This is a genomic window from Sulfurimonas sp. SWIR-19 (assembly GCF_020410885.1).
Classification (GTDB): domain Bacteria; phylum Campylobacterota; class Campylobacteria; order Campylobacterales; family Sulfurimonadaceae; genus Sulfurimonas; species Sulfurimonas sediminis.
Genome location: NZ_CP084578.1, coordinates 1120088 through 1138096 on the forward strand (window position 1 = coordinate 1120088; position 18009 = coordinate 1138096).

Below are 18009 nucleotides of genomic sequence, written 5' to 3' on the forward strand. Positions count from 1 at the left end.
TACTCCCTTGGATGTAATGACTTGATAAATTTATTATACGAGGAAAAAAATATGAGTAAAATAAAGATAGGTGTAATAACGGCAAGTGACAGAGCAAGCAAAGGGATTTATGAAGATATAAGCGGAGTGGCTATTCAAGACACGATGAAAGAGTATTTAAAAAGTGAATTTGAAATAGTTTACAGATGTATTCCTGATGATCAGGATGTGCTTGAGGCAACAATGAAAGAGTTGTGTGATGATGCAGGATGCTGCCTTGTTGTGACAACCGGCGGAACCGGTCCGGCACCTCGTGATGTGACACCCGAAGCAACTGAAAATGTATGCGAGAAGATGATGCCCGGTTTTGGTGAACTGATGCGTCAGGTGAGTTTGCAGTATGTTCCCACTGCTATCCTTTCACGCCAGACAGCAGGAATCAGAGGGAAAAGTCTGATTATCAATTTACCAGGCAAACCAAAATCAATCAGAGAGTGTCTTGATGCGGTTTTTCCTGCCGTTCCCTACTGTATAGATCTGATTGAAGGTCCGTTTATAGAAACAAACGAGGATGTTATAAAGGCATTCAGACCTAAAGCAAAGTAAAGAATATATAAATTATTTTTTAACAATTATTATTATGTCGTATAAGTACAAGTAAAATTCTTCCTACTTCTGATACAATGGGTTAAATAAAATCCAATTGGTGATATATGAAGTATGAAGTATTTTTACCAGATATCAAACTCAGCAGCATAATTAAGTGCTATGTTGTTATATATGATTTTACTTTACTCTCTGATATGCTTTTTTTGCCAAATGGCGGGAATTTTATAATTTTCAACAGAGGTATTACCGGCTACTCACTTCTTAATAATAATAATAAAAAATATCAGATTCCGGAAGGTTATTCTGCGAGTATAAAAACGGCTAAATCCAAAAAAAATATTTTGAACCTAGAAAGCATTCCACAGGTTGAACCTGCTGTAGTGATACTCGTTGAACTTTTGCCAATAGGATTCTATAAGTTATTTAAAAAAGATGCTGCTTCTCTCAATAACCACTATCTTCCTCTTGAAACCACAGTGATCAATAAATACTTCTCCAAACTCTATATGCATAAAAGTATGGAGCAGGATATTTGTTATTTGGATGATGCTTTTTTACAAATGTATAATGACCAAAATAATTCTAGAGAATTTATAGAAGATATTTTGGAAAGAATTGAAGAATATAATTATGAAGTGACTGTAGAAGAGTTGGCACAGGAATTTGCCTGCAGTCGGCGCACAATAGAGCGTCAGTTTAAAAAGTTCATTGGTCTTTCTCCCAAAAAATTTATTTTTGTTTGTAAATTTTATCAGATATTTATGGAATATATCTCTGATGGAAAGAAATTCAATGATACCCAGTACATATATAATGACAATGCACATTTAAACAAAGTCTTTCATAATATAGTTGGTCTTTCTCCCAGTCAGACTTTTGAAGATATAAATAAAAAACACATACTCAATGTATATCAGCTGAAAGTTTCAGGAGTCTGATCAGTGATTAAAAAACAATTTTAATGCCTACAGGACAGTGATCTGAACCTTCTATATAATCCAAAATAAAAGCATCTTCAAGATTTTCTGCCAAATCTTCAGATATGAAAAAATAATCAATGCGCCAGCCGACATTTTTTACTCTTGCATTGGAACGGTAGGACCACCAGCTGTATGCGTCTGCTTTGTCTCCATGCACATATCTGAATGTATCTATATATCCATGATCTAAAAATTTGTCTATCCATTCTCTTTCTATTGGAAGAAAACCGGATGTCTTGGCATTTGCTTTTGGATTTTTTAAATCTATTTCACGGTGTGCGGTGTTTACATCTCCACATACAATAATACTTTTTCCCTCATCTTTGAGCTTTTCACAATAGGCTAAAAAATCATCATAAAATTGCATCTTATAGGCAAGACGCTCTTCATCCTTTTGACCGTTTGGAAAATAAACATTAAAAAGAACGATATCTCCATAATGTGTTTCAATGATACGTCCTTCATGTTTTGTATCAATATCATTACATGTAGAGCTATAATGGCTTTGAAGCATACTGAAAGTAGCTGTTCCGCTGTACCCTTTTCGTTCTCCGGAATTAATGATAACTTCTGTGAACTCTTTTTCAAACAGATTGTTTGGGATTTGCTCTTTTTGTGCTTTTATCTCTTGGAGACATAAAATGTCTGTGTCTCTTTCATCTATCCATTTAAGCGCTTCTTTGTTAGCTACAGCACGTATTCCGTTAACATTCCATGATATTATTTCTATTGAATCTGACATATAAGACCTGTAATTTTTTTTCAAAATTATAGCACAAGTCTGAGAGTACAACAGAAAAAAGTTGATGTAAATCAATCTGACAAGAATACTCTAATGTTATAATATTTTTTTATAAAGGTAAAAGGGATTTAAATGTTAATAGAATCAAAAGATGTACAACAGGTGTCAAATGCAATGATGAATATTTTGCATGAAGAAGAGATAGAGATAATTAATAATTTTCATGATGCGGTGCTTGCCAAAGATATTAAAAAGATAGATGAACTTTTTCAGGTTGTTTTGTTTGATGTTGAGGACCACTTTACAACAGAAGAAGATATGATGGAAGAGAGTAACTTTTATGCAATGCAAATGCATAAAAGCGAACATGATACAATGAGAGAAAAAATAAAAGATTTGCTTAAAGAGTGGAATACAAATAAGGACCCGGAGGCAATACAGACTTTTCTGGAAGAGGAATTCAAACACTGGATTGTTTTACATGTAGCACGATGGGATTCTGAGACTGCAATGCATATCGGTGATACAATGTAATATGAATTTCCTAAACCAAACAGTTTAGGAAATTTTTTTAAACGAAGTCTACTTTTGCCAAGTGATGGTTGAGTCCAAGTTCAGCCGGAGTACAGCCAAGTGCAAGTCCAACCATTTGCTGCATATGCAGTACAGGGAGTTCTACTTCACGACCAATTGCTTCACTTGCGTGTGCAGTTTGTGTATCAAGTTTAAGGTGACAAAGCGGACATGGTGTTACCATCCAGTCAGCATTGCCATCCATTGCACCGGCAATAGCGTTCCCTGTCAAAACTGCTGCAGTATGGGGTGCTTGTAATTCAACATGAAAACCACAGCATTTGTTTTTTTCTTCATAATCAACAGTCTCTCCGCCACATGCAATGATTAAATCATCAAGTGAGGTAGGGTTATAAGGATTTTCTGCAGTTTTATGTGTCTCATTTTGCAGTTCTGACGGACGTATATTATGGCATCCGTAAAAAGGTGCAATATTAAACTGGCTCAGTGGTGTAACAACCATCTCTTTAAGCTTATCAAGTCCAAAATCATCAATAATCGCATATAAAAAGTGTGTAACTGCCGATGTACCTTTGTACTCAAGACCTACTTCTGCAAGTTTTTCATTGACTTTTGCTTTGAGTTCTTCGTTGTTGTCAAGTCTGTGTTTTGTCATTGCGGTATTGAGCTGACATGTATTACAGATAGTAACCATAGTAAGCCCGTGTTTTTCAGCATAGGCGATATTTCTGGCATTAAGAACCAAAGATAAAAAGTCATCATAGTCTTGAAGATGGGATGCGCCACAACATGAAGCCTCAGTCAGTTCTACAAGTTCTATTCCCAGTTTTTCAGCAACTGCCATAGTTGACATCATTTGCTCAGGTGTACTCTGTTTTGCCGTACATCCTGTAAAAAGTGCGTATTTTAGTTTTTCCATTGTTTGACTCCTAGAACTTTACAGTTGATGAAGATTTTACAAGTTTTTGAATCTCATCAAGATTTTGGGATTTTGTGATGCCCCATGGCGGAACAATTTTACCTTTTGTGAACATTTTAAATGCAACAGGTATATGTTTGACAATTGCCGGACCTTCAGAGTAGAGGACAAGCCCACCCTCATCAAGTACACCGTTTTTCATAATTGACTTTTTAAAGCCGACGGCATGGCGAACTGCAACATTGTTTTTGGCGATGCCTTCCTGGAAAGCCATTTGGTGCAGTTTTGTAATTTTACCGATAGGATTAATCTCTTTTGGACAGGCTTCAGCACATTCAAAACATTTCACACAGTCCCAGACACCCTGTTTTTCTTCATTGACATCCGAGAGTCTTGATGTTGAGTTGTCCCGTACATCGGCACTGAAGCGATATGCTGCTGCAAAAGCGGCAGGACCGAAAAAATCTTCATTGATTTCAACGGCAGGACAGGCATAGTGACAGGCACCACACTGGATACAAAGATCCGCTTCGTCAAGTTTTTCGGCATCTTCAGGTGATACAAGGTTTTCAGATTCCGGATTTTCATCAATATCTGCAACAAGATATGGTGTGACAGCCGCGTGTTTCTCCCAGAAGTCACCTTTGTCTATAATCATGTCTTTGACAGCTCTTTTTTTACTCAGCGGTTCAATCACAAGTTCATTTCCAAAAAGTTCTACCATATCATTCATGCTCTCTTTACAGGCAAGCGTTGATCTTCCGTTTACTTTTATGGCACAGGTTCCGCAGATACCGTGACGGCAGCTTCTTCTGTATGAAAAACTTCCGTCATGATCCCATTTTATTCTGTTTAGTATATCCAATACAACTTCTTCCGAAGTTACTTCCATATCGTAATTTTCATAATATGGAAGGTAGTCTTCATCAGCATTAAAGCGAAATACTTTGAAGTTTACTTTTTGCGTAGTTATTTTATGTTCTGTACTCATAAGTTATCCTTAGTAATTTCTTTCTTTGAGTTCATGTTTGCCAAGAACAACATCCATATAGTCTAATGTAATGTTTCCATTCTCATCCATATATGCCATAGTGTGTTTTAGAAAGTTTTCATCATCACGTTTTTCAAAATCTTCTCTGTAGTGTGCACCACGACTCTCTTCTCTGGCAATAGCACTCTCTACAATAAACAAAGAGTAATCAAGCATATGCCCGAACTCCAAAGCTTCCTGCAGTTCTGTGTTAAATACTTTTGATTTGTCTTTTATACGTACATTTTTAAATCTTTTACGAAGTTCTTTTACGGTGTCAATTGCGATTTGCAAGGTCTCTTTGCTTCTAAATGCACCTGCATTTGCAGTCATACACTGTTGCAGCTCTTCTCTTAAGGCAGGTACGCTTTCGTTTCCGTTGTTATTGAGTAAAAATTCAATTTCTTTGAGTGCTGTCGCCGCATCCTCTTCACTTGCTTTGCGAAGTTCAATAGTATCTACATCTCTTACCATTGTTTTACCGACGAAACGACCAAAGAGGAGGGCTTCAAGCACAGAATTTGCACCCAGGCGGTTTGCACCGTGTACAGATACACAAGAACACTCACCTGCGGCATAAAAACCTTCTATAAACTCTTCATTGTTTTTACGGGCATGTCCGTCAATGTCTACAGGAATACCACCCATAGAGTAGTGTGCTGTAGCAGAAATCAAAATAGGCTCTTTTATCATATCGAGGCCTAAAAATGTCATCGCAAGCTCACGGAGTTCAGGAAGTTTGTTCATAATAAGTTCTTTTCCAAGATGTGTTACGTCAAGGTATACAGCATCTTTTCTCGGTCCGACACCACGACCTTCTCTGATCTCATTTAAAATTGCGCGCGCAACAACATCACGTGATGCAAGTTCAAGAGCGTTTGGAGCATATTTTTCCATAAATCGTTCGCCTTTGGAGTTATAAAGACGACCACCCTCACCACGAGCTGCTTCAGAAATTAAAACACCGTTTCCAGAAAGTCCTGATGGGTGAAACTGAACAAATTCCATATCTTCAAGAGGAAGACCGTGACGGGCTACAATTGAGAGTCCGTCACCTGTATTTGCATGGGCATTTGAGTTGATTTTATATGCACGGGCATAGCCACCTGTTGCGAACATGACAGTTTTTGCATTAAAAATAGCCATTTGCATATCACGAATGTGAAACGCAACGACTCCTGACACTTTGCCGTCTTTATAAATGATGTCAGCTGCATACCATTCATCCCAAAATTTTACACCGACACGATATGCCTGTTCATATACTGTTTGTAAAAGTGTCAACCCTGTTCTGTCTTTTGCAAAACAGGCACGAGGTGATGATTGTCCTCCAAAAGGACGCTGTGCAATCTTTCCGTCAGGTTTTCTGCTAAAAGCAGCACCCATTCTTTCTGCCCATCTGATTGTTTCAGGTGCATTTTTACACATAAATTCCACTGCGTCCTGATCTGCTAGATAGTCAGATCCTTTTACCGTGTCAAATTCATGAAGTTCAACACTGTCTTCATCACTAAATGCTGCGTTGATTCCACCTTGAGCTGCACCGGAGTGACTTCTCAAAGGATGTACCTTTGTTATAACAGCAACTTTTTTTCCTGCATTTTGCAATTCTCTTGCTGCTGCACATCCTGCAAGGCCTGCACCAACTATAATCGCATCGTAAGTATAAATAGGAATACTCATTAACCCATCCTTTAATAAAGAACTAAAATAATGCTGATTATAGCGTGAATAGTCTTAGGCTAGGTTAAATGCAGTATTTGTTTTTGTGAAGTTTGTGTTTGTTACTATTTGAGACATGTGACTCTCTACATGTCTCTTTGGGCTAAGTCTCTTAGTTGGAAAATTCTATTGTTTCCTGTTGTTTTTGCATATTCTAAAATTTCTTTTGCCTGCTTTATTGCCTCTTCAAGTGAAGTGTTGTTTGGCTTGATAACAAATCCTCCTGTAACAGTTATATGTATAGGACCGTGACCGGGTGCATTAAATTTGAGCTCAGAAATACTCTCTCGTATTATTTCCATATCTTTGAAAAGCTGTTCTTTTGATGAGCGTGAAAGAACGACTGTAAACTGGTTATAGTCCGTTCTCGCGATGACATCTATGGGTTGTTCATGCAAAGAAATAGTGTAGGCGACTTTACGCAGTATTGCCTGTGTGATTTCCTGGGTAAAAGCCCTGTTGGATTTTGAAAAATTATCCACCTCAAGAATACTCACCGCTGTAAAGTTGCTGTCTTTGAGTCCTTTTTTCGCTCCGTAAGAGTTTACAAGACCTTTGTAATTATTTATTTCTGTTACCGGATCAAGCATGGTAGGATTGTTCTGAACAACAGTTTTTCTGTTCATCCTCAGTGCAATAGCGTCAGCCTCGAGTGAAAAAATTTCATAATCGCTTTTAGTTTTATCAACCTGAAACAGGTACTCAATATCCTGTAAAATGGCTGTCAGCATTTTTCTGTACCAAAATGTTGCAAATAAAATAAGAAAAAAAGTGATAATTACCAGAATTTTTACAATATCAAATTTTTGCTGATTATAGGTCAGACTTTTAAACAGCATAGTATCTATCTGCTGTATTATTTCATTCAGTGATTTGTCTAATTCTGCTTTTGCTTCTTTTGTAGATTTTTTATTTTTTGATCCAACATAATATGTATGTGCCGCATTGTTAAACTTGTCGGTTAGCACAGAAAGTTTTTGCAAGTCATCAAAATACTCTTTTTCATTTCTAAGTATATATCTGTCTGTAATGTTGTATTTATAAAGCATTTTCAGTTTGTCGATCTCTTGATGCAGTTGTGTGCTTTTTCCGTTAAACTGTATAAGTGCCAGTTCTATATCGTCCGTATCCAAGCGTGTGAGTGTTTGAATAATCTTTTTTTGATTGTTCAAATTATTGACTTTATCAAAGGAGAGTTGTTCTTCAAATGTAAGTAAAACAGCCAAAGATGCCAAAAAAAAGATAAAAAGCAGATAAAACTTCAAATGTTCAAAGATTCTTTTAATAGAATATTTCATAGTATGTTTTTCCTAATAATGTTATAATTGCCCTATATTATATCGGCAGTAATTAATATATGCTTAATAAAAAGAAGTCTTATTGAATTTAGAAAATTATTTTATATCACAATTTAACAGTAAACATATTGGCGATGACGGTGCATTGATTGACAATGTTGTCTATTCCAAAGATGCATTTTTTGAAAACGTGCATTTTAAACGCAGATGGATGAGTTGTTTCCAAATCGCCCAAAAAGCAATGCTGGTAAATATTTCTGATGCGGTTGCAATGAATGCTGTGCCGAAATATGCACTTTTAAGTGTTGCAATGCCAAAAAATATGACAAAAGCAGAAATGAAAGATTTGGCTGAGGGATTTAAATCAGTCGCAAAACAGTACAATATAGAAATTATCGGCGGTGATACAATCAGCAATACAAAGCTTGATATCACTGTAACTATTATTTCCAAAACAAAAAAACCACTCTTGCGCACCAGAGTCAGAGAAAATTATCTTTTTGCGTTTACCGGGGAGCTTGGGCGTTCGGCAAATGATTTGAAAAAACTGCAAAATCTGGGAAAAATCCACAAAAAATCAAAATTTGTTCATATCAGGTTAAGAAATGGTTTTGTCACCAAAAGTATAAATGTTTTAAAAGCGGGTATGGATATATCGGATGGTTTATGCAGTGATTTGGGTAAAATGGCATCACTGAACAAAACAGGCGTGCAGTTTATAAAAAAAATACCTAAGCATATTACATGTAGCGGGGAAGAGTATGAAATGCTGATTGCTTTTGATGCCAGAGATCTCAAAAAAGTCAAAATGTATGCCAGACAAACCAGAACAAAACTGACAGTTTTTGCAAAAGCTGTCAGAAACAAATATATAAACAGATGTAAAGCACATCATTTTTAAGGAACAGAAAAATATGGACAGATTTTATTCACTTGCGCATGCAAGTATTGATTTTCACTTTAAACAGACTCCCCGTGATTTTGTAGTTGAGGAGATACCTTTATATGAATTTTCGGGAGAAGGGGAGCATTTAATACTGCAGGTAAGAAAGAAGAACCTCTCTACAAACGAAATGATAGGACAAATTGCCCGTTATCTGGGTATAAAAAACAAAGAAATAGGCTATGCGGGGCTTAAAGATAAAAATGCCATGACAGTGCAGTATATCTCTTTGCATAAAAAGCACGAAGAGGCTTTAGAAAATTTTAATTTTGACGGAATAAAAATACTTTCAAAAACCTATCATAACAACAAGTTGAGAATAGGGCATCTAAAAGGCAATCGTTTTTATATAAAACTGAAAAAGGTCAATCCTACAAGTGCTGAAAAAATTGATGAAGCATTAAAAAATATAGAAAAATTCGGTATGCCGAATTTTTTCGGGTATCAAAGATTCGGAAATGACGGAGATAACCATATTTTAGGAGAAAAGTTGGCAAAAGGAGAGGCAAGAGAGCGTAATCCGAGAGTCAAACGCCTTTTGATAAATGCCTATCAGAGTCATCTGTTTAATCTTTGGCTCTCAAGAAGACTTGAGATCAATACGCTTGTGAACAGTTTTAAGGCGCAAGAGATTGAGAGTCTGTTAAATATGCCAAACGAAGAAGTTAAAAAGATGAAAGAGCAGAAGCATCCTTTTAAACTTATCAGTGGTGATGTCATGGAACACTATCCGAACGGAAGACTTTTTGACTTTGAAGGCGCCAAAGAAGATTTAGAAAGATTTAATGCACGCGACATCTCTGTTACAGGACTTTTATGCGGGAAAAAAGTACGCCATGCCACAGAAATTGCAGGAGAGATTGAAAAAGACTATGATGATGAAATCAACGCTGACGGGGCAAGACGCTATGCCTGGGTCTTTCCAACAGAGATAGAAGGGCGTTTCAACAAACAAGAAGCACAGTATGAAATGAACTTCACACTCCCTAAAGGTTCGTATGCCACAGTTTTAATAGAAGAAATTGCAAAAAGGAAAATAAATGAATAAGAGACATATCACATCAGCCGTATCACAACTGTTCGGTAAATTTGCAAATAAAGAGTTTCCGCACTGGTTTCAAAAAATTGTAAACTATTCTTATGTAAAACTGATGGGACTCGATATGAGTGAATTCCATGACCCTGGTACATACAAGAGTTTGAATGCGCTTTTTACCAGAAAATTAAAAGAACCGAGAAAATTTTCTCTTGATGCTGAGGATTTTATTGCTCCTTGTGATTCTCTTATTACAGAGTGTGGAAGATTAATCGAAGATTATGCTTTACAAATCAAAGGAATGCGCTACAAAACTGATAATTTGCTTGGAAAAAATTTTACACAGGCAGAAAAAGATTATGTGCATAACGGAGAATTTGTAAATTTTTATCTTTCTCCAAAAGACTACCATCGGTATCATATTCCGATGAATCTGCAGGTGCTTAAGGCTGTACACATTCCTGGAAAATTTTATCCTGTCAATATCCCTTCGCTGAAAAAACGTTTGAATCTTTTTATAGAAAATGAGAGAGTTGTGCTGCTGTGTAAAACACAAGAAGGAAAATATTTTTACATTATCCTTGTGAGTGCATTGAATGTCGGTGTTATGAAAGTCAGCTTTGAGCCGCGTATACAGACAAATGCAGATGCAGAAGAGGAGCAGGTATATCTGTTTGAAAACCTTTATCTTGACAAAGGTGAAGATTTTGGCTGTTTTGAAATGGGTTCTACCATTGTGATACTGGCCCAAGAAGATATGCTGGAACTTTTAGTCAAAGAAAATGACAAAGTAAAGTTTGGAGATACAATAGCGAAATACAACTCTAAATAATATTTTTTATTTCTGTTACAAATATACTCACACATGTCTGTATCTTTTGCTTTTCTTAAATTCTTGATTTAAATCAATCATTTATATTTCTTACAATGCTATTATAAAAATGTTAGTAAATATGTTGAGAACATTGCAAAGTGTTTTAACTACTTTTAAAAATAGTGAGGAGAAAATATGTCACTTTCAAGAAGAGAATTTCTTAAAAGTTCAGCGGCAGCTTCTGCAGCAGCAGCTATTGGTATGACTGTACCAGCAGAACTGAATGCAGCAGCAGCGAAAGCTGAAAATAATTGGAGATGGGACAAGGCAGCTTGTCGTTTCTGTGGTACCGGTTGCGGGATTATGCTTGCAACTACGGGAGATGGTAAAGACAGAAAAATTGTTGCGGTAAAAGGGGATCCTGCGGCACCGGTTAATCGTGGTCTTAACTGTATTAAAGGTTACTTTAATGCGAAAATTATGTATGGTGCGGACAGACTGACACAGCCGCTTCTTCGTGTAAATGACAAAGGCGAATTTGACAAAAAAGGAAAGTTTGCACCGGTTTCATGGAAACGAGCGTATGATGAGATGGAAAAAAACATCAGAAAAGCACTCAAAGAAAAAGGGCCTGAAGGAGTCGCTGTATTTGCTTCGGGTCAATATACGATTATGGAAGGATACGCTGCACAAAAGATGATGAAAGGCGGATTCCGATCCAATGCGATTGACCCGAATGCCCGTCACTGTATGGCATCTGCGGTTGTCGGATTTTACCAGACATTCGGTATAGATGAGCCGTCCGGCTGTTATGATGATATCGAACTGACAGACACCATTGTAACCTGGGGTTCAAACATGGCGGAGATGCACCCGATTTTGTGGTCTCGTGTAACAGACAGAAAACTTTCAGATCCTGAACGTGTAAAAGTTGTCAATATTCAGACATATACACACCGTACCTGCGATTTGGGTGACTTTAACATTATCTTTAGACCAAATACCGACCTTGCATTATGGAACTATCTTGCTCGTGAGATTGTGTACAATCATCCAGAAGCCATTGACTGGGATTTCATCAAGAAAAACATTATTTTCGCAGCGGGTCCTGTAAATATCGGATACGGTTTCAGACGTGCAGGTGAAAAATCTGTTACTCCGGTAAGACCTGACGGCAGTGCCGGAAAATATGATGCAAAAGAGATGGAAATATACAACAAAGAGATGAGTAAGGTTGTCTCAGAACTCGAAGGTCCTGCATTGGAGCCATATGGTTACAAAGCCGGTGATACTATGAAAAACACTGCCGGTACTTTAAAACACTGGGAAATTTCTTTTGAAGAGTATAAAAAATCTTTAGAACCATATACACTGGAATATACGGCAAAACTTTGTAAGGGTGATCCTGAAGAATCACTTGACAGCTTTAAGAAAAAGTTGCAGGATCTGGCAGCGCTTTACATTGAAAAAGACAGAAAAGTTGTTAGTTTCTGGACAATGGGTATGAATCAACATACACGTGGAACATGGGATAATACACTTTCATACAATGTTCACTTTATGTTAAACAAACAGGCGCGTCCGGGTTCAGGAGCGTTCTCTTTAACCGGTCAGCCTTCAGCTTGTGGTACGGCACGGGAAGTTGGAACATTTGCGCACAGACTGCCAGCTGATATGATGGTGAAAAATCCAAAACACAGAGCTATTACAGAAAAAGGCTGGCATATCCCTGCCGGAACACTGAATCCTGTGGGAAATCAACATATTATGAAGATCCACAGAGATATTGAAGACGGTGTTGTAAAATTTGCATGGGTCAACGTATGTAATGCATATCAAGATTCTGCCAATGCAAAACACTGGATTAAAGCGGCTCGTGAAATGGATAACTTTATTGTGACATCTGACGGTTATCCGGGAATTTCTGCTATGGTTTCTGATTTGATTTTACCGTCTGCGATGATTTATGAAAAATGGGGTGCATACGGAAATGCAGAACGTCGTTCACAACACTGGAGACAGCAGGTCCTTCCTGTAGGTGATGCAATGAGTGATACCTGGCAGTGGGTAGAGCTTTCAAAAAGATTTACTGTAGATGACTTATGGGGACCTTATACATTGAGAAACGGGAAAAAACTTCCTGATGTTCGTGAAGAAGCATATAAAATGGGATATAAACCAGATACGACAATGTATGAAATTTTATATGCGAATGAGAGAGCGAAGAAAAACTATCCATTGGCTTTAGACCAGTTCCCTCAAAAAGGGTATGACAATTCAGAATGTCTTGGTGATGCAAGAAATGTTGTCGGAAGTGACGGAAAAGTCTTTAAAGGCTATGGTTTTATGATTCATCAGTATCTCTGGGAAGAGTATGCATCATTTGGTCGTGGTCACGGGCATGACTTGGCAGACTTTGTCACCTATCATAAAGTTCGTGGATTGAAATGGCCGGTTGTCAATGGAAAAGAGACTGCATGGAGATTTAATGTGAAGTTTGATCCGTATGCAGCGAAACACGCGAAAGAAAACGGCAGAGGCAGTGAATTTGCATTTTACGGACCACTTGCCAAAGCATTACCGGCAGGTAATTTAACCGGTGTTACAGACAAAAAGAAAAAACCGTTGACAGACAAAGCAAAAATCTTTGCCCGTCCGTATATGGATCCACCGGAAATGCCGGATGAAAATTATGACTTATGGTTGTGTACAGGACGTGTGCTTGAACACTGGCACTCGGGAACAATGACGATGCGTGTGCCTGAGTTGTACCGTGCTGTTCCTGAAGCGCTTGTCTATATGAACCCTAAAGCTGCCGAGGAAAGAGGACTCAAAGACAATGATTTATGTTGGGTTGAATCTCGTCGTGGCAGAGTAAGAGCACGTGTTGAGACGCGTGGACGTAACAGACCGCCGAAACCTTTGGTATTTGTGCCATGGTTTGACGAGCGTGTGTTTATCAATAAAGTAACATTGGATCAAACCTGTCCTATGTCAAAACAGACAGACTTTAAAAAATGTGCTGTAAAAATTTATAAAGCTTAGACAATAAAGAATTTACAATGAAACAAGAAGCACTCAGCGACAGAAGAAAGTTTATCTTAAATATGGCCAGAGGTGTCGGCTATGCTGCGATTGGCGGGTTTTTATGGAGCGCGTATCTTGACGATGCGAAAGCTTCACCGCTTATACTGCGCCCGCCTGCGGCTATAGAAGAAGAAGATTTTCTCAAAACCTGTATCAAATGCGGGCTTTGTGTTGAAGCATGTCCGTATGATACATTAATGCTGGCTAAACCCGGTGATCACAGGCCGATAGGAACACCGTTTTTTATACCAAGGGATATACCCTGCTATATGTGTGAAGATATTCCTTGTGTTCCTGTTTGTCCGAGCGGTGCGCTGGATGAGTCGAGTGTAACCGTAAACGGTCATCTTGATATTAATACAGCAGATATGGGATTAGCTGTTATTGATGAAAACAGCTGTATTGCTTTTTGGGGTATTCAGTGTGATGCATGCTACAGAGCCTGTCCTATTCTGGGGCAAGCAATAACTGTAGAGTATTCTAAAAATGAAAGAACCGGTAAACACGCATTTTTAAAACCTGTGGTGCATGCAGATGCCTGCACAGGCTGTGGAATGTGTGAACATGCCTGTGTGACAGAAAAGCCGGCTATCTTTATACTGCCTCGTGAAGTGGCAATGGGAAAAGCCGGAAGTCACTACATCAAAGGCTGGGATAAAAAGGATGAGTCAAGACTAAAAGATGCTCATGCGATTCACACCACAACAAATGTAAGTAAAAGAAAAGCGGTTGACAAGCTTAACAGCGGTTTGGAAGGTTTGTTAGATGAGTAGATTATGGAATAACTACAGATATCTTATACTCAGGAGATTTGTGCAAATCGGAATGCTGGTTCTGTTTTTTGGTGCAAATGCCTGGGGATGGAAGATATTGGAAGGGAATCTCAGTTCATCTTTGCTCTTTGGCATTATTCCGATGAGTGATCCGTATGCTACTGTGCAGATGATTGCAGCAGGTGCTGTGGTTGCTACTGATTTACTTATAGGTGTTGCTGTTGTAACACTGTTTTATTTTTTTATAGGCGGCAGAGCATTTTGCTCCTGGGTATGTCCTGTAAATATGGTCACAGACAGTGCTGATTATTTAAGAAGAGTGTTCGATATTGACAGAGCACAAAAAATGAAGCAGCCAATTAAAAGAAATGCAAGATACTGGATTTTGGGATTAAGCCTGATAGTTTCTGCTTTTATGGGTATAGCGGCTTTTGAGTTTGTGTCTCCGATTTCAATGATGCACAGAGGCCTCGTCTTTGGCATGGGCTTTGGCTGGGCGGCTGTTGCTATGATCTTTCTTTTTGATTTGCTGGTATTGAAAAACGGTTGGTGTGGTCATGTATGTCCACTCGGTGGATTTTATTCACTGTTAGGAAAGTTTAGTTTTATTAGAGTGCATCATCTGGAGGAAAACTGTACGCTCTGTATGAAATGTAAAGTAGTTTGTCCTGAAAAACAGGTGCTTCACATGATAGGCAAAGAATCACTTCCTGTACTCTCAGGAGAGTGTACAAACTGTGCAAGATGTATAGAAGTGTGCGATGATGATGCTTTAAGATTCTCGATAAGAGATTTTATTCAAAATAAAAAAATGGGAGAGTAAAATGAAAATTTTAACAAAGATTACGATCGGTTTTGCAACTGCAACTTTATTACTCGTTGGATGTAATAACAATGCACAGGTGAAACCTCAGGAAAAAACACAGGTAAAACCTATAATAGATGAAAGTCATTTGGGATACAGAGGGACAACAGATCTCTTAAAAGAAGATGTAGTTCCGCCTGCAGTACAGTATCATTCAGCTGCACCGGGAACGTCAAAGAAGTTTAAGAGAGCCTATCAGGATGCTCCACCGATGATTCCACACGATACGACGGGAATGTTACCGATTACAAAAGGTGATAACCAGTGTTTAATGTGTCATATGCCAGATGCAGCAGAATCAATGGGAATGGGAGCAACACCGATTCCTGTTTCACATTTCACAAACTTTAGACCGCATACGGCTGTAAAAGGTGATGAAATTTTGAAAAACGGAAAAGTGGTTAAGAACACTTCTTCTGAAAAACAAGAAAATGTCTCTATAAAAGTGGATAAAGATGAACAGCATCTTTATGCAGGAAGATTTAACTGTACACAGTGTCATGCGCCACAAGCAACAAATATGCTGGTTGATCAAAACAGGTTCAAACCTGTTTATACAGATCCAAACGGTGCTTCCAAATCATCTTGGGATCAATCCAAATGGATGCAACATATTGATACTGCAAAGTAAATAAATGGAAAGAAGAGAGCTTTTTAGCTTTCTCTCTTCCTCTGTAAAAGAGGCAGCAGAGAAAAATAAAAATGAAACAGTTATTATACGTCCACCGTATTTTAATGATGCTGATGCTTTTGTTACAGAGTGTCAAAACTGTGAAGCGCAGTGCGCTACTTTGTGTCAAGAGCAGATTATTTTTATAGGAGAAGACAAAACACCTTACCTGGATTTTTCCAAAAGAGGCTGTACATATTGTGATGAGTGTGCAACAGCCTGTCCCAGTGATGTTCTTCTGGTTGCAAACAAAAGGAAAATTTTTGCTGATATTGTGATCAATCAGGATAAATGTTTGAGTTGGCAGGGTGTTATGTGTTTTTCATGTAAAGACCCATGTCTGGAAGATGCCATAGATTTTAAGGCAATGTTTATGCCTGAAATAAATGGCAAATGCACAAGTTGCGGTTTTTGTATCAGCAGATGCCCGGCGGATGCTATTGATATTCAGAAGGTAAATGAATGAAGTATCTTTTTTTTCTAGTAATGGTCATTTCAGGCATACATGCAAAAGGTTTAGTGCAGCCGGAGTATATTTATAAGGTTTCGTCAGGACTTGTAACAGATGTTTTATACAAGAAACAGAAACTCTACTGTGCCACTGATGACGGAAAAATAGAGATTTTTAACACAAAAAGCAAAAAAAACATACAGACAATCAAGTTAGACAAAATTAAAGATTTTATGGGAGATGCAATAGATTCTAAAATATTTTCACTTGATCTGCTTGATGATTCTTTGTTGATACTTTCTCAAGATAACGGAGGGTACAGCAGAGTTCATATTTACAACTCTTCAGCTTTACATGTAATCATTTCCGGAGATGACAGACTTAACATTATCAAAGCAAAATTTATAGACAAAGAGAATATATTGATTGCATTAATCAGTAATGACATTATCTCTTATAATATCAAATCAAAAAAGAAAAACTGGACAACACAGGCTTCTATGTCCAAATTTTCCAATTTTGCACTTAATAATGACAAAACTTTAGTCGCTATTGCAGATGAGAGCGGAGATGTTCATCTAATTTCCACAAAAGATGGAAAGAGTGTGAAAACACTTCATGGAGACAATGTAGACAATATTTTCAGTATTGACTTTAAAGGTGATATTGTTTTAACAGGAGGACAGGACAGACGTGTAGGTGTCTATAATCTGAAAAACGGCGATGCCTACTATAAGATGTCACACTTTTTTGTATATGGAGTAGGACTCAGCCCAAGTGGAAAAACAGCTGCATACAGCAGTGATATAAACAACGATGTAGAACTTTTTGATACAACGACAAGAGAGGTTTTGGGAAAATACAAAGCTGATAAAATGATTGTTAACAGTATCTATTTTATCAACGAAAAAGAGTTTTTCATAAACAGCAGTTCGCCTAGAGTAGGGTATTACAAAATCAAATAAGGAGTAGTGGATGATGGAGTTTACACAAAGTGAATTTTTAGTTGAGACTGAAGTTCCCCAAGACGAATTAATCATTTCAAGAACAGATTTATCAGGGCAAATTACCTATGCGAATGAAACATTTTGTGAAATAAGCGGATATTCTCAAGATGAAATAATCGGTAAACCTCACAGTATTGTGAGGCATCCTGATATGCCGGATGCAACATTCGAAGATTTGTGGAATACCATAAAAGCCGGAAAACAATGGAAAGGCATAGTAAAGAACCTCAGAAAAGACAGAGGTTTTTACTGGGTAGAAGCGCTTGTTTCCGGTGTCTATAAAAAAGGTGAGTTGGTTGAATACAAATCACTCAGAAGTCCCGTTTCTTATGCAACAAAGCTAAAATATCAAAGATTATATGATAAAATGAGAAGTGAAAAAAACGAAAGAATAAGAAAAATAATTTACAGTTAAGTTGTAGTTGCACTAGTGCAATGAGCTTCCTGCTGAAGGAAACATAGCGTTAGCGTAGATGACAGAATTACTTCTGGCATCGTAATAAAAGAATGAAGGAGGTTTCCTTCATTTTATAAAATAAAATTAAGGAAA

At 37.6% G+C, this 18009-nt stretch carries 18 protein-coding genes; 13 read left to right on the plus strand and 5 right to left on the minus strand.

Annotated elements, in window-relative coordinates; all coding sequences use genetic code 11:
- Positions 1-51: 51 nt before the first annotated feature.
- Entirely contained in the window at positions 52-585 is a 534-nt protein-coding gene (gene mog / locus LCX93_RS05760) for a molybdopterin adenylyltransferase (RefSeq protein WP_226069294.1), read from the plus strand.
- 107 nt (positions 586-692) lie between these two features.
- Positions 693-1526: a helix-turn-helix domain-containing protein gene (locus LCX93_RS05765; protein WP_226069295.1), complete on the plus strand. Its 834-nt coding sequence runs from the start codon at positions 693-695 to the stop codon at positions 1524-1526.
- 7 nt (positions 1527-1533) lie between these two features.
- On the opposite strand, the gene LCX93_RS05770 is transcribed toward LCX93_RS05765, so the two are convergent.
- A complete protein-coding gene (locus LCX93_RS05770; protein ID WP_226069296.1) occupies positions 1534-2310 on the minus strand; it encodes an exodeoxyribonuclease III in 777 nt (258 codons plus the stop codon).
- A 132-nt stretch (positions 2311-2442) separates the two neighbouring features.
- On the opposite strand from LCX93_RS05770, the gene LCX93_RS05775 reads away from it, so the two are divergent.
- Positions 2443-2844, plus strand: a complete 402-nt coding sequence (locus tag LCX93_RS05775) for a hemerythrin family protein (protein ID WP_226069297.1) — start codon at positions 2443-2445, stop codon at positions 2842-2844.
- 37 nt (positions 2845-2881) lie between these two features.
- Here the strand turns inward: LCX93_RS05775 and LCX93_RS05780 are convergent, their stop codons facing one another.
- From LCX93_RS05780 to LCX93_RS05795, 4 genes are all read right to left on the minus strand, one after another.
- Complete coding sequence (locus LCX93_RS05780; RefSeq protein WP_226069298.1) at positions 2882-3763, minus strand: CoB--CoM heterodisulfide reductase iron-sulfur subunit B family protein; 882 nt, start codon at positions 3761-3763, stop codon at positions 2882-2884.
- 10 nt (positions 3764-3773) lie between these two features.
- Positions 3774-4754 carry a succinate dehydrogenase/fumarate reductase iron-sulfur subunit gene (locus tag LCX93_RS05785; RefSeq protein WP_226069299.1) on the minus strand — a complete coding sequence of 327 codons (981 nt, stop codon included), beginning with the start codon at positions 4752-4754 and terminating at the stop codon, positions 3774-3776.
- Positions 4755-4763: 9 nt separating this feature from the next.
- Complete coding sequence (sdhA, locus tag LCX93_RS05790) at positions 4764-6476, minus strand: succinate dehydrogenase flavoprotein subunit (RefSeq protein ID WP_226069302.1); 1713 nt, start codon at positions 6474-6476, stop codon at positions 4764-4766.
- Between the two features lie 125 nt (positions 6477-6601).
- Positions 6602-7813 (minus strand): GGDEF domain-containing protein, encoded by a 1212-nt coding sequence (locus LCX93_RS05795; RefSeq protein WP_226069308.1) that lies wholly within the window; start codon positions 7811-7813, stop codon positions 6602-6604.
- Between the two features lie 82 nt (positions 7814-7895).
- Between LCX93_RS05795 and LCX93_RS05800 the strand changes: the two genes are divergently transcribed.
- From LCX93_RS05800 to LCX93_RS05845, 10 genes are all read left to right on the plus strand, one after another.
- The gene (locus tag LCX93_RS05800) at positions 7896-8714 is read left to right on the plus strand and encodes a thiamine-phosphate kinase (RefSeq protein ID WP_226069309.1); all 819 of its coding nucleotides are present in this window, start codon (positions 7896-7898) and stop codon (positions 8712-8714) included.
- A 13-nt stretch (positions 8715-8727) separates the two neighbouring features.
- Positions 8728-9804 (plus strand): tRNA pseudouridine(13) synthase TruD, encoded by a 1077-nt coding sequence (truD, locus tag LCX93_RS05805; RefSeq protein ID WP_226069310.1) that lies wholly within the window; start codon positions 8728-8730, stop codon positions 9802-9804.
- Positions 9797-10624 carry a phosphatidylserine decarboxylase gene (locus LCX93_RS05810; RefSeq protein WP_226069311.1) on the plus strand — a complete coding sequence of 276 codons (828 nt, stop codon included), beginning with the start codon at positions 9797-9799 and terminating at the stop codon, positions 10622-10624. Before truD ends, LCX93_RS05810 begins: the two co-directional genes overlap by 8 nt.
- Positions 10625-10801: 177 nt before the next feature.
- On the plus strand, positions 10802-13651 hold the full coding sequence (gene napA / locus LCX93_RS05815) for a nitrate reductase catalytic subunit NapA (RefSeq protein WP_226069312.1): 2850 nt from the start codon (positions 10802-10804) through the stop codon (positions 13649-13651).
- A gap of 17 nt (positions 13652-13668) precedes the next feature.
- Positions 13669-14466: a ferredoxin-type protein NapG gene (gene napG, locus LCX93_RS05820; RefSeq protein WP_226069313.1), complete on the plus strand. Its 798-nt coding sequence runs from the start codon at positions 13669-13671 to the stop codon at positions 14464-14466.
- Entirely contained in the window at positions 14459-15289 is an 831-nt protein-coding gene (napH, locus tag LCX93_RS05825) for a quinol dehydrogenase ferredoxin subunit NapH (RefSeq protein WP_226069314.1), read from the plus strand. The genes napG and napH overlap by 8 nt, the downstream gene beginning before the upstream one ends.
- 1 nt (position 15290) lies before the next feature.
- Entirely contained in the window at positions 15291-15962 is a 672-nt protein-coding gene (locus LCX93_RS05830; protein ID WP_226069315.1) for a nitrate reductase cytochrome c-type subunit, read from the plus strand.
- Positions 15963-15966: 4 nt separating this feature from the next.
- The gene (locus tag LCX93_RS05835) at positions 15967-16467 is read left to right on the plus strand and encodes a ferredoxin-type protein NapF (RefSeq protein WP_226069316.1); all 501 of its coding nucleotides are present in this window, start codon (positions 15967-15969) and stop codon (positions 16465-16467) included.
- Positions 16464-17417, plus strand: a complete 954-nt coding sequence (locus tag LCX93_RS05840) for a WD40 repeat domain-containing protein (protein WP_226069317.1) — start codon at positions 16464-16466, stop codon at positions 17415-17417. The genes LCX93_RS05835 and LCX93_RS05840 overlap by 4 nt, the downstream gene beginning before the upstream one ends.
- A 13-nt stretch (positions 17418-17430) precedes the next feature.
- Positions 17431-17874, plus strand: a complete 444-nt coding sequence (locus tag LCX93_RS05845; RefSeq protein ID WP_226069414.1) for a PAS domain-containing protein — start codon at positions 17431-17433, stop codon at positions 17872-17874.
- The last annotated feature ends 135 nt before the right edge of the window (positions 17875-18009 follow it).